Here is a 24,761-nt window from a genome sequence, read left to right as displayed (position 1 = left end):
ATTCTATGTTTAAACTTGTTTTGTTGATATTTGGAGGGAGGGAAATTAAATGTCTAAAACTGTAGTTCGTAAAAACGAATCAATCGAAGATGCTCTACGTCGTTTCAAACGTACTGTTTCTAAAAACGGTACGATTCAAGAAGTACGTAAACGTGAATTCTACGAAAAACCAAGTGTTAAACGTAAGAAAAAATCAGAAGCAGCTCGTAAACGTAAATTTAAATAATTTGACTCCCTCAAATATTATTTAAATATTGCCACAAACACATTCGTGTTTGTGGTTTTTGTTTTATTATTATTATTATATTTTTTATACTTTTATGTATTTGTGCTTTTATATGTTCATACTTCAATAATTATTAGTAGAATTTTTATATAACTATAGGTCATTTTGATAGAAATTGCGTTTTACCTTAAAATAACCTTAATTTCCTTGTAATGTGAATGTTGAAAAAATATACTTAAATTATACGGAATGGAGGTGTCTTATGGTTGAATGGCAATACCAGTTACTGTTGTTAATACTGATGTTATTAATGACAACGATGTTTATATGGCAGTTGTATAGTAAGAAGTTTAACTTTGCAGGTGTTTTAGCGCTAATTGGTGGCCTAGGATTTATAATTTTAAACATCTATATGAATACAATGGATGCACTAATACTTGTATTATTTACTACGGGTGTCATATTGATCATCATTGAGTTATTTGTAGTAGGTGCAATTCTAGGGTTACTAGGTATTGGGTGTATTATTGCTAGCTTTATGTTAGTTGGTGATAATATGTGGCAAATGTTAATGTTTGTTTCAATTAGTATTTTAGTTGGTCTAATTGAATGGTTATGGATTAAGAAAGTATTAAAAAGAAAAATGCCGTTACTTTCTGAAATTGTGTTATTGGATTCAACAAACAAAGCATCTGGCTATACCTCTCATGATGACCGTTCGTACTTAATCAATCAAGTTGCAGAAACGATGACTGAATTAAGACCTGCAGGCATAATTAAGTTTGGCAATGAGCGAATTGATGCAGTTTCAAATGGTAGTTTTATTAAACGTGGTGTTCAGGTAAAAATTATATATGTTGAAGGAACACGAGTAGTAGTAGAAGAAATAATAGAATAGGAGAATGATTATGACAAGTTCTTTTGTATTTATCGGTATCATTTGTATCGTCGGCTTTATCTTGTTGATGATTTTATTTTCATTTGTACCAGTTGGACTTTGGATTTCTGCATTAGCAGCGGGTGTTAAAGTTGGTATTGGTACATTAGTAGGGATGCGTTTACGTCGTGTATCACCAAGACGTGTTATTGATCCATTAATTAAAGCACATAAAGCAGGATTACATTTAACGACAAATCAATTAGAGTCACATTACTTAGCTGGTGGTAACGTTGATAGAGTAGTTGATGCGATTATTGCAGCACAACGTGCAGATATTAACTTGCCTTTTGAACGTGGTGCAGCGATTGACCTTGCTGGTCGTGACGTTTTAGAAGCGGTTCAAATGTCTGTAAACCCTAAAGTTATTGAAACACCATTTATTGCAGGTGTTGCTATGAATGGTATTGAAGTAAAAGCAAAAGCGAGAATTACAGTACGTGCAAATATCGAAAGATTAGTCGGTGGAGCTGGTGAAGAAACAATCGTTGCACGTGTTGGTGAAGGGATTGTATCAACAATTGGTTCAAGTGCGTCACATACATCAGTTTTAGAAAACCCAGATATGATTTCACAAACGGTTTTAGGAAAAGGTTTAGATAGTGGTACTGCATTTGAAATTCTATCGATTGATATTGCAGATGTAGATATCGGCAAAAACATTGGTGCAGATTTACAAACTGAACAAGCGTTAGCAGATAAAAATATCGCTCAAGCGAAAGCTGAAGAGCGTCGTGCGATGGCCGTTGCACAAGAACAAGAAATGAAAGCACGTGTACAAGAAATGCGTGCTAAAGTAGTAGAAGCTGAAGCAGAAGTACCGCTTGCAATGGCGAAAGCATTAAAAGAAGGTAATTTAGGTGTAATGGATTACTTAAACATGAAGAATGTTGAATCAGATACAGGCATGCGTAATGCGATTAATAAAATGAGTGACAGCAGTACGAATAGTGAAACACCTAAAAAATAAAGGGTGATAATATGAGTATCGGATTAATTCTATTTATTCTTGGTGTGATTTATTCAATTTATGAATGGATTGCAGAAGAAAATAAAAAGAAAAAGAAACAAACACCTTATAAAACAAAGGTGCAAAAGCATGCTGAAAAAGAACAAAGACAAAAGTCTAAAATAGAGCAAATTAAAGCGTTTGAAGCACGTGTAAATAAAAATGTTAAAAAGATTGAAAATACAGGTAAGAAAGTTCTTAGTGAAGCTGAAACAGTATCAAACAGAATGCAACAAGAACAAAATAAAGTGAAAGAAAAACAAAATAAGCAAAGTAGACAAAAAGTTTCAGAAATTAAAAATCATCATTTGTCAATAAATGAAAAAATAGATCGAATTCAAGCTGATCCACATTTATCAGAGAGACAAAAAATCAATCGCATTCAAAGTCTAATGATGGAACAAGATATTGAAAATGCACAATTCGAATTGGATTTATCTAAAAAAAGTTTAGTCAATGGTATTATTTTGTCAGAAGTGTTAAATAAACCGAAAAGTTTAAGATAAAAAAGCACCCTCAGGTGCTTTTTTTATTGCTCTTTTTGGCTCATTTGCTACTATTAAACTGAGGTGATTCTTATGAAGTATCACAGTATCATTAGCACGATACAATATGTTTGGGTGAGTATGATTTTTATATTAATGATTTTGGGCGCCGTACTAAGTATTAAAAGTGGCATCATCGCATTTTTATTAGGTATTATTTTAATCTATTTAATCATCAATGAAAGCTATATTATTGATGATATTTTGATTATTATTAAAGGCTTTCAAAAAATAAAGATTGATATTCAAGCCATTCAATTCATTAATATGGTGCCATACGGCAAACATATCTACTTAGAAATCGTAGATCAACAACAAAATATACAAATCGTTAAACCAAAAGAAATGGTTCAATTTATACAACATTTATTAAAAATAAATCCTCATATTCAAATTAATAATATTCAAAGTTTACAATGTCGAAATAAAAATGAACAAATAATGCAATTACAGAGCGAGATAAAGATAAATAAATTGTGAGTTTCAATGAGTTTTGATACAGTTAAAGTAATAATAAAAAGGGAGTTTTTTAATGCCAAATCCAATTATTTTTGAAAATTTAAACGAAGCTCAATCAATTGTTGGTAATCACGATGAACATATCATGTATTTAGAGGAAGTATTTAATGTTGAAATCCATACACGTGGTTCAGAACTTACAGTTGAGGGAGATGCAGTTGCTGTAGAACAAACAGTTCAACTGATTGAAAATTTAATCAAAATTATTCAAAAAGGAAGTCAAGTTACGTTTAAAGATGTACAATCCGCTGTAATGATGTCGAAAAATGGAACAATCAAGCATCTGAGTCAGCTTTATGATGAAGAAATAACAAAAGATGCGAATGGCAAAGCCATTAGAGCTAAAACTTTAAGTCAACGATTATATGTACATCAAATCAAAAATAATGATTTAGTATTCGGGATTGGGCCAGCTGGTACTGGGAAAACTTTTTTAGCAGTGGTTATGGCTTTAAAAGAACTAAGAGCTGGAACAGTAAAAAAAATTGTATTAACACGTCCTGCTGTTGAAGCAGGAGAATCTTTAGGTTTCCTACCTGGTGATTTAAAAGAGAAAGTAGATCCTTATTTAAGACCTCTTTATGATGGTTTGCATTTTGTATTAGGTAAAGAACATACCGAAAGGTTAATTGAACGTGGTGTTATTGAAATTGCACCTTTAGCATATATGCGCGGTCGTACTTTAGAAGATGCATTTATTATTTTGGATGAAGCACAAAATACAACGCATCCTCAAATGAAAATGTTTTTAACACGATTAGGATTTGGGTCGAAAATGGTTATTACAGGAGATGAAACCCAAATAGATTTACCACGAGGCGTTAAAAGTGGACTAATTGAAGCTGAATCAAGATTATCAAAAGTTAAAGGTATTGCTATCCATAAATTTGACGCATTAGATGTTGTCAGACATCCATTGGTAGGAAAAATTATCAACGCTTATGAGGGGGACGTATAATGTTAACGATAGATTTTTTAGATGAAGATAATTTAGTTTCAGAAAAAGCGATGCAAGATATTGAAGCATTACTTACTTTCGCAAGTAATGAAGAAGGTATTGAAGAAGAAGCAGAAGTTTCAGTTTCTTTCGTAACAGAAGAAGAAATTCAATCAATTAATAAAACGTATCGCAATAAAGATCAAGTAACAGATGTGATTAGTTTTGCATTAGAAGAAGGCGAAGATGAAGATTTTGAAATGCCGGAATCTATTCGTGTTTTAGGAGATATTATTATTTGTATCGAACGTGCGAAAGAACAAGCAGAAAGATACGGACACTCATTTGAAAGAGAACTAGGCTTTTTAGCTTTACATGGATTCTTACATTTACTTGGCTACGATCATATGAATGAGAGTGACGAAAAGAAGATGTTTGGTAGACAAGATGAAATATTAAATGCATTTGGCTTAACGAGAGATTAAATATGAAACGCTTTATTTATCCTCTACAAGGATGTATGACTTTATTAAAAAAGGACATAAACTTTGTATTACATCTCATTGCATCAGTGATAGTTATTACATTAGGGATATGCTTTAATGTTTCTAAGGTAGAATGGTTGTTTTTGATTATCGCTATTTTCACAGTACTATTTATGGAAGTAATCAATACTTCAGTTGAATATGTCGTTGACTTAGTGACTGAAGACTATCATGAATTTGCAAAGCATGCAAAAGATACTGCTGCATTTGCGGTACTATTAGCGAGTATAATGAGTTTAATCATTGGGTTAATGATTTTTGTTCCGTACATCATCAAATCAATGCAATAGATAAAGCATTCAACAAACTACATATCAGAAAAAATAAAGAAATATATATAATTAAAATAATATAAAAAAGGTGATAATGATGAAAAAAGAATGGTTTGAAGGCGTATTAAAATCTAGAGATAATGCTTATGCACCCTATTCAAAATTTAAAGTAGGCGCATATTTAATTTGTAAAGATGGTACAACTTTCAATGGTTGTAATGTCGAAAATGCTGCTTATGGAGATACAATTTGTGCGGAGAGAACGGCGTTTGTTTCTGCTATTGCTGCTGGTTATAAACCATGTGATTTCGAAGCTTTGGTGATAACAACTGATACTGAAACACCATCATCTCCGTGCGGCTCTTGTCGTCAAGTGATTAAAGAAATGTGTGAAGATGATATGGTTGTTTATTTAACAAACATAAAAGGTGATGTCATTCAGCGTACAGTTGATGAATTATTACCACTAGGATTTTCGGGAAGGGACTTAGAAGATGTCAAATAATTTTAAATCAGGTTTTGTGGCCATAATTGGTAGGCCAAATGTTGGTAAATCAACATTTATGAATAAAGTGTTAGGACAAAAAGTTGCAATAATGTCTGATAAAGCACAAACAACTAGAAATAAAGTACAAGGTGTATTAACGACTGATGACTCTCAAATCATCTTTATCGATACGCCTGGAATACATAAACCTAAACATGTTTTAGGCGATTACATGATGAAAGTAGCTAAAAATACTTTAAGAGAAGTGGATGCTATTTTATTTATGGTCAATGTTGAAGAAAGTCTCGGTCGTGGCGATGAGTACATTGTTGAAATGTTAAAAAACAGTAAGACACCAATATTTTTAGTTTTAAATAAAATTGATTTAATTCATCCAGATGAGTTAATTAAAGAAATTGAAAAATATAAAGATTTATTACCATTTGCAGAAATCATTCCAATTTCAGCATTACAAGGTAATAATGTAGACAGACTGGTAGAGGTTTTAGGGTCATATTTGCCTGAAGGACCAATGTTCTATCCTAAAGACCAAATATCAGATCACCCTGAACATTTTATTGTTGCTGAACTTATTCGTGAAAAAGCATTACATTTAACATCTCAAGAAATACCTCATGCGATTGGTGTAAATGTAGAAAAAATGAAGCGAGAAGATGAAGATAAAGTGCGTGTTGAAGCAACGATTTATATTGAACGTGAATCGCAAAAAGGCATTATCATCGGTAAAAAAGGTGCAATGCTTAAAAAAATCGGTACAATGGCAAGAAGAGATATAGAAATGTTATTAGGCTCAAAGGTCTATTTAGAATTATGGGTAAAAGTTCAAAAAGATTGGAGAAACAAACCTAATTTTATTAGACAAATTGGCTACAGAGAAGATGAGTATTAATGCTCAAAAAAACAAAAGGGATTGTCATAAAGAGAATACCTTATGGTGATCATCATTTAATTGTTACTTTTCTAAGTGAACATGGTGTAAAGACAACACTGATGGCAAGAAATGCTCGAAAATCAAATAAATATGGTGCAGGTCTAGATTTATTTTATGAAAATATATTTATTTATAGCCAATTTAAAGGTATGGGGACATTAAGTTCGATAGATACGATTAAGAGTCATTATGAATTACGACTAGATATTGAAAAACTAACATATTGCCAACTCATTTGTGAAACTATTGATAAAGCAATTGAGGAACATGATGTTTCTAAATTTTATTTTCAATTATTGCAGTTAGGTTTAGATCAATTAGATCAAGGCATTAAGCCTAAATTAATAGGGATTTTGGTAGGCTTAAAGTGTATGCCGTTATATGGGTTTACACCAATTTTTCATTGGTCGATGCATGAAAATCATGGTAATCAAGAAAAGTTTGTAGCTTATTCTATTAAGTACAATTCACCCATCACGAAACAAGGGCTTCTTGATGATGAACATGCGTTTAAAATACAAAATAGAAGTTTATATTTTATGCATCTACTTTATCATTTGCCAATTGAGCAAGAAGTAAATCTAAACATCAGTGACGAGTATTTAAAAGAAATGGAACATCTAATGTTTTTACTATATGATGAATTTATTGGAGTTCACTTAAAGAGCAGACAAATTATAAAACAATTAAATCTATAAAAAAATTCCGTTGATAGCTCAACGGAATTTTTTATAAATTAAAATCTAATTTTTTCTTCTAAGAATGATTTTAATTCTGAAATAGGCATACGTACTTGTTCCATCGTATCACGGTCACGTACAGTAACTTGTTGATCTTCTAATGAATCGAAGTCAAATGTAATACAATATGGTGTACCGATTTCATCTTGACGACGGTAACGTTTACCAATTGATTGACTTTCATCAAAATCAATCGCAAAATATTGACTTAATTCTTCATAAACTTTAATTGCATCAGCTGATAATTTTTTGCTTAGTGGTAAAATTGCTGCTTTATATGGTGCAAGTGCAGGGTGGAAGTGCATTACTGTTCTCACATCGCCACCTTCTAAAGTTTCTTCTTCATATGCATCACATAAGAATGCTAATGTTACACGATCAGCACCTAATGATGGTTCGATACAGTATGGTACATATTTTTCATTTGTTTCTTGGTCGTGATATGTGAAGTCTTCACCTGATACTGCCATATGCGCTTTTAAGTCAAAGTCAGTACGGCTCGCAATACCCCAAAGTTCACCCCAACCGAACGGGAATTTATATTCTATATCAGTTGTTGCGTTAGAGTAGTGTGATAATTCGTCTTCATCATGATCGCGTAATTTAGTATTTTCTTCTTTAATACCTAATGTTTTTAACCAATTAGAAGCATATTCTTTCCAGTAATTTTGCCATTCAATTTCAGTTCCTGGCTTACAGAAGAATTCTAATTCCATTTGTTCAAATTCACGTGTTCTAAAAATAAAGTTACCCGGTGTAATTTCATTACGGAATGATTTACCAACTTGTGCAATACCGAATGGTAATTTTTTACGCATAGAGCGCTGAACATTTTTATAGTTAACGAAAATACCTTGTGCTGTTTCAGGGCGTAAGAAGATTTCATTTGTACTCGATTCAGTAACACCTTGGAATGTTTTAAACATTAAATTGAATTGACGGATGTCTGTCCAATTTGCAGTACCAGATTCAGCACATACAATGCCTTTATCATCGATGAATTTTTTCATATCTTCAAAACTCATTCCGTCAGCGATAAAGTTTTCATCACCTTCGACATTGTGCATATAATCTTCAATTAGTTTATCTGCACGGTAACGAATTTTAGAATCTTTATTATCAATCATCGGATCGTTAAAGTTTGATAAATGACCACTTGCTTCCCATGTTTTTGGATTCATTAAAATCGCTGCATCTAATCCCACATTGTAAGGAGATTGTTGTACGAATTTTAACCACCAAGCTTTTTTAACGTTATTTTTTAATTCTACACCTAATGGACCATAGTCCCAAGTGTTGGCTAAACCACCATAGATTTCACTTCCAGGAAATACGAATCCACGATGTTTGGCAAGGTTTACGATTTGTTCCATTGTTTTAGTCATGATTTTGCCTCCTTGATATATGTTTAAAGTTGAATAAAAAAAGTCCCAAGGCAAAAAATTGCCTTGGGACGAGTATATATACCCGCGGTTCCACCCAAATTAGTGTATCCACTCAACTTTAATTATTGTATTGTTATGCCAATTTATTTGTTAAGCTTTCACCATTCTTAACTCGCTTAACAAAAATATAGCATGTTTTGTTTGAGAACTCAATTAAAAGCTATAAATTTGTCAAAAACTATAACTAATCATATAATAAAATTAACTAACTATGTCTGTATGAGGTGATTAATATAGAACTCAATAAAAGGCAAGATCGTATTCTACAAATTGTGAAGCAAGATGGACCGATTACGGGTGAGAAAATTGCTGAACAATTAAATTTAACGAGAGCAACTTTAAGGCCGGATCTTGCCATTTTAACGATGGCAGGCTACTTAGATGCTAGACCACGTGTTGGTTATTTTTATACGGGGAAATCAAGTACACAACTACTTAGTCAATCTATTAAGAAATTTGTAGTTAGAGACTTTCAATCTTTACCTGTAGTTGTACATGAAGATATTACTACTTATGATGCAATATGTACGATGTTTTTAGAGGATGTCGGCACATTGTTTGTAACAAACCATGACAATCACCTTGTAGGAGTTTGTTCAAGAAAGGATTTACTTAGAGCGAGTATGGGAGGACAGAATATTCATGAGCTGCCTGTGCACGTATTTATGAGTAGAATGCCAAATATCTCAGTATGTTATCCAGATGATTTATTACTATATGCTGCTAAACTATTAATTGAAAAAGAAATTGATTCATTACCAGTAGTAAATAAAGTTGATCAACATTTTGAAGTGACAGGAAGAATAACTAAAACAACAATCACAAAGGCTTTTGTATCTTTAATAGAAGGAGAATAAGGAGTTATTATGAAGAATATTAAATTAATCATTGCATCTGATTCGGTAGGTGAAACCGCTGAACTTGTTACGAAAGCATGTGTTTCTCAATTTAAACAATTTAATCATCATGTAGAAACAATTAGAGTTCCATATATTGAAACCATTCAAAATGTTGATGATGTGATTAATTTAGCAAAGGAGCAACAAACGATTGTTGTCTACACATTGGTTAAGCCAGAGATTAGAGCTTATATGCAGAGTGAATTGGCATTAAACAATATTCAAAACGTCGATATTATGGGTCCTCTCATGAATATCCTACAAGATGTTTTAAAAGAAGTACCTTTAAATGAACCTGGTATGGTTCATAAGTTAGATGAAGAATACTTTAAGAAGATTGAAGCAATTGAATTTGCTGTAAAATATGATGATGGTAAAGATCCAAGAGGGTTGCCAATTGCAGATATCGTATTGATTGGTGTTTCTAGAACGTCTAAGACACCATTAAGTCAGTATTTAGCGCATAAAAGGTATAAAGTGATGAATGTGCCATTAGTACCTGAAGTAGACCCACCAGAGATGTTATTTAATATTGATCCAAAGAAATGTATTGCACTTAAGATTGATCCTAATAAATTAAATGCTATAAGAAAAGAACGATTGGTTCAATTAGGTTTGAGTAATGATGCGAATTATGCTAGAGATCAAAGGATTTTAGAAGAACTTGAATACTTTGAAGAAATTGTTTCACGAATTGGCTGTCAAGTCATTGACGTTTCAAATAAAGCAATTGAAGAAACAGCTAACGAAATCATAAATATAATAGAAAACCAATCAAATTAGTGTTGGGAGAGATATTTTGCAAATTAGTAATGAAACGATAGAACAGATAAGGACTCAAAATGATATATATGATGTTGTGAGTCAATATGTAAAACTTGAAAAAAGGGGACGTAACTATATAGGTTTATGTCCCTTTCATGATGAGAAAACCCCTTCATTTACTGTATCCGTAGATAAACAAATTTGTCATTGTTTTGGATGTAAAAAGGGTGGTAATGTCTTTTCTTTTATACAAGAAATTGAAGGTATTTCATTTATCGAAGCGGTAAAGTTATTAGGAGAACAAGTCAATATTCCAGTCCAAATCAACCAACCAGTTGCAAAACAAGAATCCGATGATCATGCGGTAATGATTGAGATGCATGAAAAACTTAAAGATGCTTATCATTATATATTAAGGGCTGTAGAGGATGCTGAACCCGCATTAAATTATTTGTATGAACGTGGATTTACAGATGAAATGATTAATCGCGAAAAAATTGGTTTTGCTCCTAATGTAAGTCAGTATGCTTTACAATTTTTAAAAGAAAATAACTTTGATGTACAATTAGCATATGAAGCAGGCTTATTAAGTCGTAATGATGAAGACTTTAGTTATTATGATCGTTTTAGAAATCGCATTATGTTTCCAATTGAAAATGCACAAGGTAAAACCATTGGCTTTTCTGGAAGAACATATGATGGATCTGAACCAAAATATTTAAATTCTCCAGAATCACCAATTTTTCAAAAGCGACAAACATTGTATCATGTCAATCATGCGCGTAAATACATACGTCAATCCGATGAATTAATATTATTAGAAGGATTTATGGATGTGCTCAAACTTAATAAAATAGGAATTCAAAATGCATTAGCAACTATGGGTACTGCATTAAGTAGAGAACACACATTACATTTGAAAAAACTAGCAAATAACGTGACACTAATGTTTGATGGTGATTTTGCTGGTCAAGAAGCTGCAGAGAAGATTGGGCAAATATTATTGAAAGAACGTCTTAATGTATTTGTCGTTCCTATGAAAGAAAAAATGGACCCTGATGAAATGATTGAATCATTAGGAGAAACAGCGTTTAAAGAATATATTGCATTCAACAAACAACATTATTTAAGTTACTATTTAAAAAAATATAAAAAAGAAATAGAAAACAATGACTTAGCATACGAAAAGCATTTACAAAAATTTTTAGATGATGTAAAATTAATGAATTCGGCGCATTTACAGAAAAAAGTATTGCATGAAGCAAGTGAATTGTTTAAAGTAGATTTTGACGTTCTAAATTTTCAAAATACAAGACAGCCAAAACAGAAAAATCAGATGCCCACATTTCAACAAGAGCATTTGAGTAAATTGGATCGGGCAGAGCGTGTTGTATTGAAATATTTTATGAATGATAAACATCTATTTCAAACATTCAAAAGTATAGTAGATGTAAGTTATTTTAAAAATAAAATGCATCAAATGATTTATGAAGCACTTATAGGGTATTATAATAAAGAAGAGGAATACCAAATAAGTCGCTTTATCAATCATGTACCTATTGAACTGCATGAAATTATTATGAAGCTAGATGTACTTGAAGTGAATTTATCGCCTTCAAATGAGGAAGTAAATGATTATTTAAATGTATTAAACAGAGATTTAAATGTGCAGTCCCAGTTAGAGTCATTAAAGCATGAATTGAATCAAGCCATTCGTATTGGAGATATTGATGCTAGAAATGAACTAACGAGAAAAATCATGCATATACAAAAGCAACGTAAAGCGCGTAACATACAGGAGGGTTATTGATGTCTGATAAAGAAATTAACAAATTAAATGATGCTGTAATTACAGTTGACCAAGTCAAACAACAATTGATAGAAACGGGAAAAAAACAAGGTCATTTGAGTCATGAAGAAATTGCAGATAAATTACAAAACTTTGATATGGATTCAGATCAAATGGATGAGTTCTTCGAAGCAATTGCTGAAAATGACATCACATTAATTAATGAAAAAGATGCACAAGATACGGATGATAAATTAAATTTAAATGATTTATCAGCACCACCAGGCGTTAAAATCAATGACCCTGTAAGAATGTATTTAAAAGAAATTGGACGCGTTAATTTATTAAGTGCAGAAGAAGAAATTGAACTTGCTAAACGTATTGAACAAGGTGACCAAGAGGCAAAATCAAGACTTGCTGAAGCCAATTTACGTTTAGTAGTTAGTATCGCAAAACGTTATGTCGGTCGTGGGATGTTATTCTTAGATTTAATTCAAGAAGGTAACATGGGTTTAATTAAAGCAGTTGAAAAATTCGACTTTAATAAAGGATTTAAATTTTCGACATATGCTACATGGTGGATTCGTCAAGCAATTACAAGAGCTATTGCAGACCAAGCAAGAACGATTCGTATTCCTGTGCACATGGTTGAAACAATAAATAAATTAATTCGTGTTCAAAGACAATTGTTACAAGACTTAGGTCGTGATCCATCACCAGAAGAAATCGGTGAGGAAATGGATTTACCACCAGAAAAAGTGCGTGAAATTTTAAAGATTGCACAAGAACCAGTTTCATTAGAAACACCAATTGGTGAAGAAGATGATTCTCATTTAGGTGATTTCATTGAAGACCAAGAAGCCCAATCCCCAGCAGATCATGCGGCATATGAATTGTTAAAAGAGCAATTAGAAGACGTGTTAGATACTTTAACAGATAGAGAAGAAAACGTATTAAGATTACGATTTGGTCTTGATGATGGCCGTACTAGAACTTTAGAAGAAGTGGGTAAAGTTTTTGGCGTAACACGCGAGCGTATTCGTCAAATCGAAGCTAAAGCTTTAAGAAAATTACGTCATCCATCAAGAAGTAAACGTCTAAAAGATTTTATGGATTAAATTTTTGACGAATTTATGAAAAATGGCTTTGACTTCTACTGTTTTTAATATAAAATAGATATGTATATGGTGAAAATAAAGGGAGGTTTAATAATGAATCGTAATCCAGTAATTCCTTTTTTACTGATTATGCTTATGGGTGTAGGCTTAATTTTCTTCTTATCAGCACATGGTGCTAATAAAGCAGAAGAAGGTAAAGAAGGGGCTAAGACAGAACAAAAATTTGATGCAAAAACTTTTGCAAAAGATAACTGTACATCATGTCATGGTCAAAACTTAGAAGGTGGTATGGGTCCTAAATTAGCAGGAAGTTCTAAACCAGCGGATGCTTTTAAGAAAATTATTCGTGAGGGTAAAGGGGCTATGCCAGCTCATGACCAATCTAAAATTTCTGATAAAGACTTAGATACTTTAGTTAAGTTTTTAAAAGACGGCGCTAAATAATTCAAAAATCTTTTGCCTTCTGGCAAAAGATTTTTTTTATAAGGAGAAGTTATGATTCCATTAAATCAACGTTTAAAAGAAGTAAGTAATTTTGTTAATCATAAAACATTAGCAGATATAGGATCTGATCATGCGTATTTACCATTGTATTTATTAGAACAAGGTAAAATTGAACGTGCCATTGCTGGTGAAGTTGTGAAAGGACCATTTGAAGCAGCTAAGCAAAACGTTGCAAAATATCAAAAGCAAGATTTAGTTGATGTACGCTTAGGGAACGGATTAGATGTTATAAAAGCAGGAGAAGTGGATGTAATTACGATATGTGGTATGGGTGGACCATTGATTAAAGAAATATTATTAAATGGTAAAGATAAATTAACTCATTTTCCAACATTAATTTTGCAAAGTAATATACATACAGAAGCTGTTAGAGAAGCGATATTAACTTTAGGATATCAAATTGATCACGAGGTGATTATGAAGGAGAAGAAACACATTTATGAAATTCTCGTTTGTAATAAAGCCGAAAGAATATGTAACTACACACCATTAGAAATGAAGTTTGGACCATATCTTTTAAAAGAAAAAAATGAAGTCTTTAAAGAAAAATGGCAAAGAGAATTAAATCAACTACAAAATGTAGCAGCAGGCATTAAAAATCAAAAAGAACATCAAGAAAAGTATGCTTCGCTCATCAATCAAATATTAGCCTTAAAGGAAGTGTTAAAATGAACGTAGGTACATTATTAAGTGAAATCAATGATGTGATTCCGTTTGATAAAGTTGAGTCTTGGGATAATGTAGGATTGCTAATTGGTGATATACAAGAAGAAGTTAATGGGATAATAACGACGTTAGACTGTACTTTAGAAGTCGTTAATGAAGCAGTTGAGAAGGATTGTAATGTCATTATCGCTCATCATCCCTTAATCTTTAAAGGGCTTAAAAGCATCAATGAAGAAGGATATAATAAGATAATTCGTTTATTGATAAAACACAACATTAATTTAATCGCTATGCATACGAATCTGGATCATTATGAAAAAGGTGTTAGTTACTATATTTCAGAAAAAATCGGACTTAAAAATCCTCGTATACTACTACCATTAAAAGAAAAATATTGTTATCTTCAAACGTATGTACCTAAAGATAATGCGATTCATTTAAAGGATGCTTTAGCGGCAGCAGGAGTTGGCGAAATAGGCAATTATAAACATTGCTTTTATACTACTGAAGGCACTGGTGAATTTGAGGCTCAAAATAATGCCAATCCATATGTAGGTAATATAGGAGAGGTACATTACGAAGATGAGATGAAAATAGAAGGTGTGTTAAAGGAATCATTATCAAGAATTGTGATTAAAACATTAATTGATAATCATCCATACGAAACTCCTGCATATCAAATCATGCCTTTTGAGGTTGAAAGTAATTTTGGTACAGGGATTTTCGCTGAATTAGAAGTTCCTCTTACACTTTATGAGTTTGCGCAACTTGTAAAAGAGCGACTTCAATTAGACGTTGTAAAATTAATAGGTGATTCTAAAAGCTTAGTACAAAATGTAGGTATCATCGGTGGTTCTGGTTTTGATTTTTATCAATCTGTAAAAGGAACTAATGTTGATGTATTTTTAACAGGTGATATAAAATACCATGAAGCACATGATTTATTAATGCATCAATTAAATACATTAGATATAAGTCATTATAGTGAGTATGTGATGAAAGATGGGCTGAAATCTATATTAGAATTAATGGACTTAGAATGTAGAGTAATCGCTTCAGAAATAAATACAGACCCGTTTCAAGTCATATAGAAACACCCACATCGTAATTGTAATACGATGTGGGTGTTTTTTTATCATAATAATTTTTATGTTGGATAATTATTTTGAAAATGCTTGAACGCCATAGAAATAACTGTAGCGCCCAATTTCAATACGATTGTATTGAGACATTTTTACACTTACCGCCATAGTTTTATAATATGGGCGTAACATATTTTTATAATGTCCAGGTGAAGATTTCCATTGTTTATAAAATTTTTCAGCCATATATTTTTCTGACACAATTTCATACGGGTTACCACGATAGAAGTTCATACCTGTATTTTCTCCTACTTTATATGCAGCATTTGGAATATTTGTAAATGCAGTTGAAAATCTTGAATGATTAAGTCTGACGTGTGGTTTATGATTTATCTCAATGTGTCCATAATTTGCAAGTTCTTGTGCTCTAATATTTGCACCTTTTTGTAAAGCGGAAGAATATTTTAATGGTCTAACGCCTATTGCTTTACGATCTTTATTAACCATTTGTAATAGATAGTTGTTAAACGATTTATTGTTAAATAAAGTACCATTATTAAATGCAGTTTGTGTACCGAAATTTAATTTTGTCGGTGAATAGATACAATTTCTTTTATTTTGGCATAAAATCACTTGATTTTTATATTGTGCTTTTGATGCACGTTCATATTGTAATTTCTCAGGTTGTTTTTTTAACTGATCGAATGATTTGCTTGTTCTTATAATAACCTTTTCTACAGTATCACCTGTCCACAACTTAAGTTTTGGACGATAAGATTGATTTGCTGCATGACTGTAAGTATTGAATCGACCGTCTGAAAACTTACTTGGAATATTATATGTTGCAGCACATGTAATTTGTTGTGTGAGCAATAATGTCATACCAGTAAGCATCGCCATTTTTAAATGTCTGAATGTTTTCATGATTAATCGCTCCTTAAACTATTATAAAAAATCATATTGTAATCTATTCCCAATTACATTATAAAAGATGACATTAATAAAATCAATGTCACCTTTTAAATTATTTAATATTAATCCTTTGATATGTTAAGGTTTCTGGTAATTATTTTTGTCTATTTTTAACAAAAGTTAAAAACTAGACACTTTAAATATTCGTGTCTAGTTATTATTATTTATTTTTTATAAAATTTAATATTTTTTTGAAATAATAATAGTATGCTAAAATAGCTGTAAATTAATTGAATAATAAAGGACTTTAGTTTAATAAAAACTTTTGTGTTGTACGGTAAAAACGCACTTATAAATGAAATAAATTGTTAATTATTAAATTTATATATATGCAATTATTATTTAAATTGGAAATAGAGAAAATGTAACAAAATAAAAAAGTTTCGAGAGCAACTCGAAACTTTAAGTTAAATAATATTAACGGGTTTTGGATTTTTAATTTTAGGTAGAATTTTTTCGATTGGTACACTAGACTGCTTTGGTGTCTCAATACTTTTTCCGGGTTGATATGCTTTTAAGAAGTCGATAACTTCTTTAACTATAGGCGTTGGAGTAGATGCACCAGCTGTAACAGCTACTGTATTCATGCCTTCTAACCATTCGATTTTTAGTTCACTAATATCCGAAATTCGATATGCATTTGTAAGTGCAATTTCTTTAGAGACTTGAGCTAAGCGATTAGAATTATTACTTTTAGGGTCACCGACTACGATTAATAAGTCTGCTTGATTTGCTTGCGTAGCAACAGCTTCTTGTCTTACTTGTGTAGCTAAGCAGATTTCTTTGTGTACTTCAATATGTGGAAACTTTTCTTTTAATGATTCCATTAAATGAGCAACGTCCCATTGACTCATTGTTGTTTGGTTGGTTACTAATAATTTTTCATTTTTAAGGTTTTCATCTAATGCTTCGATATCTTTAATATTTTCAACAAGATGAACGATATCTGGGGCAACACCAACTGCACCTTCAGGCTCAGGATGTCCTTTCTTACCTATATAAACAACGTGATAACCTTCAAGTTTTTTTCTTCTAATTAAACTATGTGTATTTTCAACATCAGGGCATGTTGCATCGATACAAACCAAGCCTTTTTCTTTAGCACGTTTTTTTACTTCAGGACTCACACCATGTGCAGTGAAAATTACGGTACCTTCATTCACTTGTTCTAAAATTTCAAGTCTATTAGGACCATCTAAAGTAATGATACCATCTGCTTCAAATGCATCAGTAACATGTTTATTATGTACGATCATACCTAAAATATATATCGGTCTTGGAAGTGTTTTATCCAACGACGCGTTTCTGGCAATCACCATAGCATCTACAACACCATAACAATATCCACGTGGTGTAATTTTAATAATTTCCAATTAAATCCCTCCAAAATTATCCTTTGAAATACTTTAATCATACCACTTTATACATTTGAATAGAAATCATTACTTTTAATTATGTAAAGTTTCCTATATAATACATGAGATGAACGTATAAAAGGAGACTACAATTATGGAGAAACATCCATTCGAATATTTTGAAATTAAAGACTTTTTAGTTGAATCAGTAAAAGCTTTAAACTTCAACCAACCAACAGAAATTCAAAGACGAGTGATTCCAAAACTCAAAAAAGGGTTAAATTTAATTGGTCAATCACAAACTGGAACTGGTAAATCTCACGCATTTTTATTACCTTTAATCCATAATATTGATGCAACGATTCAACAACCTCAAATTATTATTATGGCACCAACGCGTGAACTTGCAAAGCAATTACATGAAACAGCAGAACAAATGGTTTCATTCACTGAAAGTATTAAAACAGGGCTTTTCATTGGTGGAACAGATAAGCAAAAGGATATTCAAAAAGCAAAAACAAATCCTCAAGTGATTATTGGAACACCGAATCGTATTTTAGATTTATCAAACGAACAAGCTTTAAATATTCATTTAGCAAAATCAGTTGTTGTAGATGAAGCCGATTTAATGATTGATTTAGGATTTTTACCTGCAGTAGATCAAGTTGTATCGAAATTATCTTCAGATGCACAAATTGCAGTATTTTCTGCAACAATTCCTAAAGCATTGCATCCATTTTTAAATAAATATTTAACTCAACCTGAGTTTATTGAAATTGAACCGAATCAAAAGACGAATAAAAACATTACATTCTATTTAATTCCAACAAAGAGTAATGATAAAAAAGCAAAACTTTTAACAGTTATTGATGTGATTAATCCATATTTAGCAATCATTTTTGCAAATAGTCGTGATCGAGCGGATGAAATTAATGAATATTTATTAGATAATGGTATTAAAGCTGGTATTATTCATGGTGGATTATCACCAAGAGAGCGTACGCAACAAATGAAACGCATTAAAAACTTAGAGTTTCAATATGTGATTGCAAGTGACCTTGCTTCTCGTGGTATTGATATTGATGGAGTTAGCCATGTGATTAATTATGATATTCCAAAAGATATTGACTTCTTTACTCACCGTGTTGGCAGAACAGGCCGTGGTAATTATAAAGGTACTGCAATCACTTTATATACACCAGATGAAGAAGATTTATTAAATCAAATTGAGAAAAAAGGCTTTACGTTTATACATGCAGATGTAAAACAAAAAGAAATTGTTGAAATTAAAGACCGTACAAAACGTGCAACACGTACTAAAAAAGAAGATGAATTAGAACAAGCTGTTAAACATAAAGTAAAGTCTAAGAAAAAAGTGAAACCTGGATATAAAAAGAAATATCGTTATAAATTAGAACAAGTAAAACGAAATGAGAAAAAAGCACACGCAAAACGTGTTAATAAACAAAATAGAAAAGGATAATGTCATATGTTAATAGGATCACATGTATCAATGAGTGGTAAAAAGATGTTGCTTGCAGCAAGTGAAGAAGCTAAAAGTTACGGCGCATCAACATTTATGATTTACACTGGAGCACCTCAAAATACAAGACGAAAAGCGATTGAAGATTTAAATATAGAAGCTGGATTAAAGCACATGAAAGAAAATGGGTTATCAAATATTGTTGTGCACGCACCGTATATTATCAATATTGCTAATACAACGAAACCTGAAGTGTTTGAACTTGGTGTAGAATTTTTACAAAAAGAAATAGAACGTACTGAAGCAATCGGAGCAAGCGATATTGTCCTTCATCCAGGTGCACATGTTGGTGCAGGAGAAGAAAAAGGTATCGCAAAAATTATTGAAGGCTTAAACGAAGTTTTAACAAATGATAATAATGTACGAATTGCTTTAGAAACGATGGCAGGTAAAGGTTCAGAATGTGGTAAAACATTTGAAGAAATCGCTAAAATTATAGATGGCGTTAAAAATAACGAGAGATTATCTGTTTGTTTTGATACATGTCACGTTCATGATTCAGGTTATGATATTGTGAATGACTTAGATGGTGTATTAGAACAATTCGATCAAATTGTTGGTCTAGACCGTATTAAAGTAGTTCATGTGAATGATAGTAAAAATGTTATGGGTGCAAAAAAAGATAGACATGAAAATATTGGATTTGGCAATATTGGTTTTGATGTATTAACAAACGTTATTTATCATGAAGTTTTTAAAGAAATTCCTAAAATTCTTGAAACACCCTATGTCGCTGTAGATGAAGAGAAAAAGAAAAAGAATGCACCGTATAAATTTGAAATTGAAATGATTAAGAATCGTCAATTTGATCCACAGTTACTACAAAAAATAATTGAAGCATAAATATTAAAAGGTAAGGTGAGCTATGGAACCCATATTTGAAATTAAACACGTTAGCTATCAATATCCTGATAAACATGCCTTAAATGATATTAATTTTAGCATTACAAAAGGTGAATTTTTAGCAATTGTTGGGCCAAATGGATCAGGAAAATCAACCTTATTGAAATTAATTTTAGGATTATTACCATTGCAAAAAGGTGATATTTTAGTAAATGGTACTTCAATTAAAAAAATCAATAATCAAAAAGGGATTGGTTATGTTTCACAAAAGGCCAATCGTGCAGCAAATGGATTTCCTGCTACTGTTAAAGAAGTCGTACGAAGTGGACTTGTGCAAGTAAAACCAATTTTTAAAAGATTTAACAAGCAAGACGAACAAAAAGTGGATCAAATATTAGAAAGATTAAATATAGAACATATAAAAGATAAAAATATATCTGATTTAAGTGGTGGACAACAACAACGTGTATTTATAGCACGTGCATTAATATCTGATCCTTCTGTATTAGTACTTGATGAACCAACAGTAGGTATCGATGCAAAACATGTTGCTAGTTTTTATGAATTATTAGCTGATTTAAAAGCAGAAGGTATCACAATACTTTTAGTTACACATGATATCGGTGTAGTTGCAGATACGGCTACAAAAGTTGCATGCTTAAATGAACACTTGCACTTTCATGGTACAATTCATGATTTCAAGTCTTTAGACGAAGTTGAGATTTCTAAAATATATGGACATCCTATTAAGTTCGTCAATCATGATCATGATAGGGAGTGTTGCAAATGAGTTTAATAGATGCGTTACTTCAATTTGATTTTATTCGGTATTCATTTATTAGTGGCATGTTGATCGGTGTATTGGCACCTTTAATTGGCACATTTATTGTTGTCAGAAGGTTATCTTTAATTGCTGATGCACTGAGTCACGTAACTTTAGGCGGTTTAGCTTTTGGTATGTATATGACTAAAGTGATTGGATTTGTGATTAATCCAGTTTGGACAGGTATATTATTTTCTGTAATTGGATCATTACTCATTGAAAGATTAAGAACAGTATATAAGCATTATCAAGAACTTGCTATTCCTATTATCATGAGTTTTGGTATTGGTATCAGTGTTATCTTTATATCTCTTGCTGATGGATTTAATCAAGATTTGTTTGGATTTCTTTTTGGTAGTATTAGTGCCGTAACACTATCAGATGTAATGATTGTTTTTGGTATTTTCTTAGTCGTAGTTGTTTTCATTGGATTATTATATAAAGAATTATTCATGTTATCTTTTGATGAAGAGTATGCATCTGTGATTGGTGTACCAAAATTTATTCATATTTTGTTCATGCTTGTTGTGGCATTGGTAATTAGTGCATCGATGCGTGTAGTTGGTATACTATTAGTAAGTAGTTTGATCACATTACCTGTTGCAAGTGCAATGCGTTTTTCTAAAGGTTATGGCACGTTAATGCTATTAAGTGTTATTATTGGTGAGATTTCAGTTATATTAGGATTAATTATTGCATTTTACTTGGATATTTCTCCAGGTGGGGTTATTGTTATGTTACTGGTTATTATATTGTTTTGCTCAATATTAATGAATCGAGTAAAACATGATAGGGGGAATACAAATGAATATTAATGAAGCAATTGCGACATTAAAGGAAAATGGTCACAAGTATACAGATAAAAGAAGAGATATGATTGCATTATTACAAGATTCAAATAAATATATTAATGCAAAAATGATTCAACAGGAAATGAATAAAAAGTACCCTGGTATCTCTTTTGATACAGTGTACCGTAATTTACACTTGTTTACTGAATTGAATATTATCGAAAGCACTGAATTTGATGGAGAGAAAAAATTTAGACTTTCATGTTCAACACATCACCATCATCACTTTATTTGTGAATCTTGTGGTGAAACACAAGTAGTTCATCATTGCCCAATTGACATTTTTCAAACTGAGCTACCAGATGTTGAAATTAAACGTCATAAAATCGAATTATATGGTATTTGTGAAAAATGTAAAAAATAAGGAATGGCATTTGCCATTCCTTATTTTTGTATCATTTGATTTAATTTTTGATCAAGAGATCGCCAATCAAAAACCCTTATAACACCTTCTGGTAATTCTGACTGGTTATAAGGTGTATTAAATAAAAATACTGGTATATTTAATTCGTGATGTATGTCTAATGCATTGTCTAATTTATCTTCAATAAAATAATCTACTTCTAATTTCTTGCATGCTTCTAATTTATTATGGCTGCCTGTGAGTTCGATATGGTGAAATGGTATATTGTGTTCCTTAAACCAATTCAACGTGATTTCATTTAAAAATTCATATCTTGCACTGATGAAAATAAGATGGAATGATTTTGCCCAATCATTTAACACTTTGTCTGCACCTTTATGTACAGGTGAAGTTCTATAAATTTCTTCTTGATAATCTTTAAACCATTGTTGAATGATATCATCAGGTTGATTTAATACTTTGCCTAAATCATATTCTGTAATATCTTCATATTTTAAGTTTTGATCGAAAGATTTTTGTAAAAATGGAACTAGTGCAGTAGGGCATGTTACACAGCCATCAATATCGATGCCTATTCTTAATTTTCTATGCATTTGTGCCTTCTTTTTCTGCTGCTTGCTTTTTAAAATATTCTTCGGCAAGTTTATCGATTTCGATTTTTAATTCTTCTACCATTGTTTCTTCAGGTACTTTACGAACAGTTTTTCCTTTCATAAAGAGTAAACCTTCACCACGGGCACCTGCAATTCCGATATCAGCTTCTCTTGCTTCACCAGGACCATTTACAGCACAACCTAGAACAGCAACTTTTAAAGGTGCTTTAATTGTAGAAATATATTCTTCAACTTCGTTCGCAATAGAAATCAAGTCAATTTCAATACGACCACATGTTGGACATGAAATAAGTGTTGCAGCATTGCTTGCTAAACCAAATGATTTTAATAACTCTCGAGCGACTTTAACTTCTTCTACAGGATCTGCAGACAATGAGATACGTAAAGTATTACCAATACCTAAACTCATAATCGCACCTAATCCAGCTGCAGATTTTACAGTACCTGCAAATAAAGTACCACTTTCAGTAATACCTAAATGTAATGGATAATTAAAAGCTTTTGCTGCTTTAGTATAAGCTTCAATTGCTAAGTTTACATCGCTAGCTTTCATTGAGACGATAATATCATGGAAATCTAAGTCTTCTAAAATTTTGATGTGATGAAGTGCACTTTCAACCATCCCATCTGCTGTAGGGTAACCGTATTTCTTAATGATATGTTTTTCAAGTGATCCAGCATTAACACCTATACGAATTGGAATACCTTTTGCTTTACAAGCTTTAACAACTTCTTCCACTTTTTCACGACGACCGATATTACCGGGGTTGATACGAATTTTATCGGCACCACCTTCAATGGCAAGTAGTGCTAACTTATAATCAAAGTGAATATCGACAACAAGAGGGATATTAATTTGTTTTTTAATTTCAGCAATTGCAAGTGCGTCTTCTTCTTTTGGACAAGCAACACGTACAATTTGACATCCTGCTTCTTCTAAACGCTTGATTTCAGCAACTGTAGCTTCAACATCATGCGTTTTTGTTGTTGTCATACTTTGGATAATTAATTCATTTGACCCGCCAATCGTTAAATCGCCAACTTTTACAGGTCTTGTCTTACTTCTATGTGTAATTTCAGACATGGTAACTCTCCTTTAAATCTATTTGATATAGTATTATTTATGAATTGGTTTTGCTTTGGGTAAATAGTAGATCAATAAACTCATAAGCATGACTATTATACACCAAGATAAGACTATGAATAAAGGATTCAAACTGATGTTTCCTAAAAACATAATGAATGTTGGAATTGTTAATAGGAAAGTAGAGATTTTCAATGTATTCATATATTTGAATTTACGATGCATGATTATTGCAAAAACATAAGCTATAGAAGTAATAAATATCGTTTTAAAAATGATTGAAACCATTTGTATCATAACTAATATTAAATATATTAAGGCAAGATAGAAGAAAGATGATTTTGAAAAAATATCAATCATTTGAATAAGACTCTTTTTATCTGTAATCATAGGAAGATTAGAGTATGGAATTTTTACTGATTCGCTTAAATATATATTGTGCTTAGAGAAAGTGATATCAGGTTTTAAATAAGAGATGGCTTCTATCGTTTCATTATCATTCGCTTCTATAAATAGTATATTTTTGTTAATATAATTTATTTGATTTTTATATTCGTTATTTTTCTGGGTATTTATGTTGTCTAATTTTAATTCATTTGAGACGATATTAAATTCAGGTATCGCATTCTTATCATTTGAAATAGATTTAAGCATATCAATGCCATATTTGTAAGTGCTCATTGGTGTTGTAGCAAGTATGCAACTCAAAATTAATAAATGTAAGAATACATATCTTAATTTTGCAGTTCGTAGCATTGGGTATTGCTTAGGATGTTTGAATACTCTTTTTAGTAGTTTTAAATAGTTCATATTTTCCTCCAGTTTATAATTATTAGTTTATCAAAAAATAAAGCAGATGTAAGCAAAGTAGTTGA

29 protein-coding genes are annotated in these 24,761 nt (G+C 31.5%); 23 read left to right on the top strand and 6 right to left on the bottom strand.

Annotation, left to right across the window (positions count from 1 at the left end; genetic code table 11):
* Positions 1 to 49 precede the first annotated feature (49 nt).
* The 11 genes from rpsU (at position 50) to recO (ending at position 7,127) form a co-directional block, all read left to right on the top strand.
* Positions 50 to 226 carry a 30S ribosomal protein S21 gene (rpsU, locus tag ER639_RS03480; protein ID WP_041636032.1) on the top strand — a complete coding sequence of 59 codons (177 nt, stop codon included), beginning with the start codon at positions 50 to 52 and terminating at the stop codon, positions 224 to 226.
* 262 nt (positions 227 to 488) lie between these two features.
* The gene (locus tag ER639_RS03475) at positions 489 to 1,124 is read left to right on the top strand and encodes an NfeD family protein (RefSeq protein ID WP_129064361.1); all 636 of its coding nucleotides are present in this window, start codon (positions 489 to 491) and stop codon (positions 1,122 to 1,124) included.
* Positions 1,125 to 1,134: 10 nt separating this feature from the next.
* Positions 1,135 to 2,133, top strand: a complete 999-nt coding sequence (floA, locus tag ER639_RS03470; RefSeq protein WP_164993342.1) for a flotillin-like protein FloA — start codon at positions 1,135 to 1,137, stop codon at positions 2,131 to 2,133.
* Between the two features lie 11 nt (positions 2,134 to 2,144).
* A complete protein-coding gene (locus ER639_RS03465) occupies positions 2,145 to 2,678 on the top strand; it encodes a hypothetical protein (protein WP_129064360.1) in 534 nt (177 codons plus the stop codon).
* A 72-nt stretch (positions 2,679 to 2,750) separates the two neighbouring features.
* Positions 2,751 to 3,197, top strand: coding sequence for a hypothetical protein (locus tag ER639_RS03460; RefSeq protein WP_129064359.1), 447 nt, complete (start codon positions 2,751 to 2,753; stop codon positions 3,195 to 3,197).
* A gap of 52 nt (positions 3,198 to 3,249) precedes the next feature.
* Positions 3,250 to 4,194: a PhoH family protein gene (locus tag ER639_RS03455; RefSeq protein WP_129064358.1), complete on the top strand. Its 945-nt coding sequence runs from the start codon at positions 3,250 to 3,252 to the stop codon at positions 4,192 to 4,194.
* Positions 4,194 to 4,658 carry an rRNA maturation RNase YbeY gene (gene ybeY, locus ER639_RS03450; RefSeq protein WP_129064357.1) on the top strand — a complete coding sequence of 155 codons (465 nt, stop codon included), beginning with the start codon at positions 4,194 to 4,196 and terminating at the stop codon, positions 4,656 to 4,658. Before ER639_RS03455 ends, ybeY begins: the two co-directional genes overlap by 1 nt.
* A gap of 2 nt (positions 4,659 to 4,660) precedes the next feature.
* Positions 4,661 to 5,008, top strand: a complete 348-nt coding sequence (locus ER639_RS03445) for a diacylglycerol kinase family protein (RefSeq protein ID WP_129064356.1) — start codon at positions 4,661 to 4,663, stop codon at positions 5,006 to 5,008.
* Positions 5,009 to 5,087: 79 nt separating this feature from the next.
* On the top strand, positions 5,088 to 5,495 hold the full coding sequence (cdd, locus tag ER639_RS03440) for a cytidine deaminase (RefSeq protein ID WP_240663980.1): 408 nt from the start codon (positions 5,088 to 5,090) through the stop codon (positions 5,493 to 5,495).
* Positions 5,485 to 6,387, top strand: coding sequence for a GTPase Era (gene era / locus ER639_RS03435; protein ID WP_129064354.1), 903 nt, complete (start codon positions 5,485 to 5,487; stop codon positions 6,385 to 6,387). Before cdd ends, era begins: the two co-directional genes overlap by 11 nt.
* Positions 6,387 to 7,127, top strand: coding sequence for a DNA repair protein RecO (gene recO / locus ER639_RS03430; protein ID WP_129064353.1), 741 nt, complete (start codon positions 6,387 to 6,389; stop codon positions 7,125 to 7,127). The genes era and recO overlap by 1 nt, the downstream gene beginning before the upstream one ends.
* A gap of 38 nt (positions 7,128 to 7,165) precedes the next feature.
* On the opposite strand, the gene ER639_RS03425 is transcribed toward recO, so the two are convergent.
* Positions 7,166 to 8,554 carry a glycine--tRNA ligase gene (locus ER639_RS03425; RefSeq protein ID WP_129064352.1) on the bottom strand — a complete coding sequence of 463 codons (1,389 nt, stop codon included), beginning with the start codon at positions 8,552 to 8,554 and terminating at the stop codon, positions 7,166 to 7,168.
* Positions 8,555 to 8,838: 284 nt separating this feature from the next.
* Here ER639_RS03425 and ccpN point away from each other — a divergent pair, with 284 nt between their 5' ends.
* From ccpN to ER639_RS03390, 7 genes are all read left to right on the top strand, one after another.
* Positions 8,839 to 9,471: a transcriptional regulator CcpN gene (gene ccpN, locus ER639_RS03420; RefSeq protein ID WP_129064351.1), complete on the top strand. Its 633-nt coding sequence runs from the start codon at positions 8,839 to 8,841 to the stop codon at positions 9,469 to 9,471.
* A gap of 9 nt (positions 9,472 to 9,480) precedes the next feature.
* A complete protein-coding gene (locus ER639_RS03415; RefSeq protein ID WP_129064350.1) occupies positions 9,481 to 10,296 on the top strand; it encodes a pyruvate, water dikinase regulatory protein in 816 nt (271 codons plus the stop codon).
* A 16-nt stretch (positions 10,297 to 10,312) separates the two neighbouring features.
* Positions 10,313 to 12,088: a DNA primase gene (dnaG, locus tag ER639_RS03410; protein WP_129064349.1), complete on the top strand. Its 1,776-nt coding sequence runs from the start codon at positions 10,313 to 10,315 to the stop codon at positions 12,086 to 12,088.
* Positions 12,088 to 13,185 (top strand): RNA polymerase sigma factor RpoD, encoded by a 1,098-nt coding sequence (gene rpoD / locus ER639_RS03405; RefSeq protein WP_129064348.1) that lies wholly within the window; start codon positions 12,088 to 12,090, stop codon positions 13,183 to 13,185. The genes dnaG and rpoD overlap by 1 nt, the downstream gene beginning before the upstream one ends.
* A gap of 93 nt (positions 13,186 to 13,278) precedes the next feature.
* Entirely contained in the window at positions 13,279 to 13,629 is a 351-nt protein-coding gene (locus ER639_RS03400) for a c-type cytochrome (protein ID WP_129064347.1), read from the top strand.
* A gap of 51 nt (positions 13,630 to 13,680) precedes the next feature.
* Entirely contained in the window at positions 13,681 to 14,361 is a 681-nt protein-coding gene (locus ER639_RS03395; RefSeq protein ID WP_129064346.1) for a tRNA (adenine(22)-N(1))-methyltransferase, read from the top strand.
* Positions 14,358 to 15,446, top strand: a complete 1,089-nt coding sequence (locus ER639_RS03390) for a Nif3-like dinuclear metal center hexameric protein (RefSeq protein ID WP_129064345.1) — start codon at positions 14,358 to 14,360, stop codon at positions 15,444 to 15,446. The genes ER639_RS03395 and ER639_RS03390 overlap by 4 nt, the downstream gene beginning before the upstream one ends.
* Positions 15,447 to 15,515: 69 nt before the next feature.
* Here the strand turns inward: ER639_RS03390 and ER639_RS03385 are convergent, their stop codons facing one another.
* Positions 15,516 to 16,361, bottom strand: a complete 846-nt coding sequence (locus ER639_RS03385) for a CAP domain-containing protein (RefSeq protein ID WP_129064344.1) — start codon at positions 16,359 to 16,361, stop codon at positions 15,516 to 15,518.
* A 455-nt stretch (positions 16,362 to 16,816) separates the two neighbouring features.
* A complete protein-coding gene (locus tag ER639_RS03380) occupies positions 16,817 to 17,782 on the bottom strand; it encodes a 4-hydroxy-3-methylbut-2-enyl diphosphate reductase (protein ID WP_129064343.1) in 966 nt (321 codons plus the stop codon).
* 136 nt (positions 17,783 to 17,918) lie between these two features.
* Here ER639_RS03380 and ER639_RS03375 point away from each other — a divergent pair, with 136 nt between their 5' ends.
* Genes ER639_RS03375 through ER639_RS03355 form a run of 5 tightly spaced genes read left to right on the top strand, consistent with a single transcriptional unit; the run spans position 17,919 to position 22,188 of the window.
* Positions 17,919 to 19,247 carry a DEAD/DEAH box helicase gene (locus ER639_RS03375; protein ID WP_129064342.1) on the top strand — a complete coding sequence of 443 codons (1,329 nt, stop codon included), beginning with the start codon at positions 17,919 to 17,921 and terminating at the stop codon, positions 19,245 to 19,247.
* Between the two features lie 6 nt (positions 19,248 to 19,253).
* Positions 19,254 to 20,150, top strand: a complete 897-nt coding sequence (locus tag ER639_RS03370) for a deoxyribonuclease IV (protein WP_129064341.1) — start codon at positions 19,254 to 19,256, stop codon at positions 20,148 to 20,150.
* 22 nt (positions 20,151 to 20,172) lie between these two features.
* A complete protein-coding gene (locus tag ER639_RS03365) occupies positions 20,173 to 20,940 on the top strand; it encodes a metal ABC transporter ATP-binding protein (protein WP_129064340.1) in 768 nt (255 codons plus the stop codon).
* On the top strand, positions 20,937 to 21,788 hold the full coding sequence (locus ER639_RS03360; RefSeq protein WP_129064339.1) for a metal ABC transporter permease: 852 nt from the start codon (positions 20,937 to 20,939) through the stop codon (positions 21,786 to 21,788). The genes ER639_RS03365 and ER639_RS03360 overlap by 4 nt, the downstream gene beginning before the upstream one ends.
* On the top strand, positions 21,778 to 22,188 hold the full coding sequence (locus tag ER639_RS03355; RefSeq protein ID WP_129064338.1) for a Fur family transcriptional regulator: 411 nt from the start codon (positions 21,778 to 21,780) through the stop codon (positions 22,186 to 22,188). The genes ER639_RS03360 and ER639_RS03355 overlap by 11 nt, the downstream gene beginning before the upstream one ends.
* Before the next feature lie 20 nt (positions 22,189 to 22,208).
* On the opposite strand, the gene ER639_RS03350 is transcribed toward ER639_RS03355, so the two are convergent.
* Genes ER639_RS03350 through ER639_RS03340 form a run of 3 tightly spaced genes read right to left on the bottom strand, consistent with a single transcriptional unit; the run spans position 22,209 to position 24,696 of the window.
* On the bottom strand, positions 22,209 to 22,781 hold the full coding sequence (locus tag ER639_RS03350; protein ID WP_129064337.1) for a 5' nucleotidase, NT5C type: 573 nt from the start codon (positions 22,779 to 22,781) through the stop codon (positions 22,209 to 22,211).
* Positions 22,774 to 23,877 (bottom strand): flavodoxin-dependent (E)-4-hydroxy-3-methylbut-2-enyl-diphosphate synthase, encoded by a 1,104-nt coding sequence (gene ispG / locus ER639_RS03345; protein WP_205757686.1) that lies wholly within the window; start codon positions 23,875 to 23,877, stop codon positions 22,774 to 22,776. Before ispG ends, ER639_RS03350 begins: the two co-directional genes overlap by 8 nt.
* A gap of 42 nt (positions 23,878 to 23,919) precedes the next feature.
* Positions 23,920 to 24,696: a DUF1189 family protein gene (locus ER639_RS03340; protein ID WP_129064335.1), complete on the bottom strand. Its 777-nt coding sequence runs from the start codon at positions 24,694 to 24,696 to the stop codon at positions 23,920 to 23,922.
* Positions 24,697 to 24,761: the final 65 nt, after the last annotated feature.

Origin of the sequence: Macrococcus sp. DPC7161, from assembly GCF_004117835.1 — a bacterium.
In the GTDB taxonomy this organism is placed as follows: Bacteria; Bacillota; Bacilli; order Staphylococcales; family Staphylococcaceae; genus SDSC01.
Note: the sequence above shows the minus strand (reverse complement) of the source record. Positions and strands in the feature narration are given on the sequence as shown.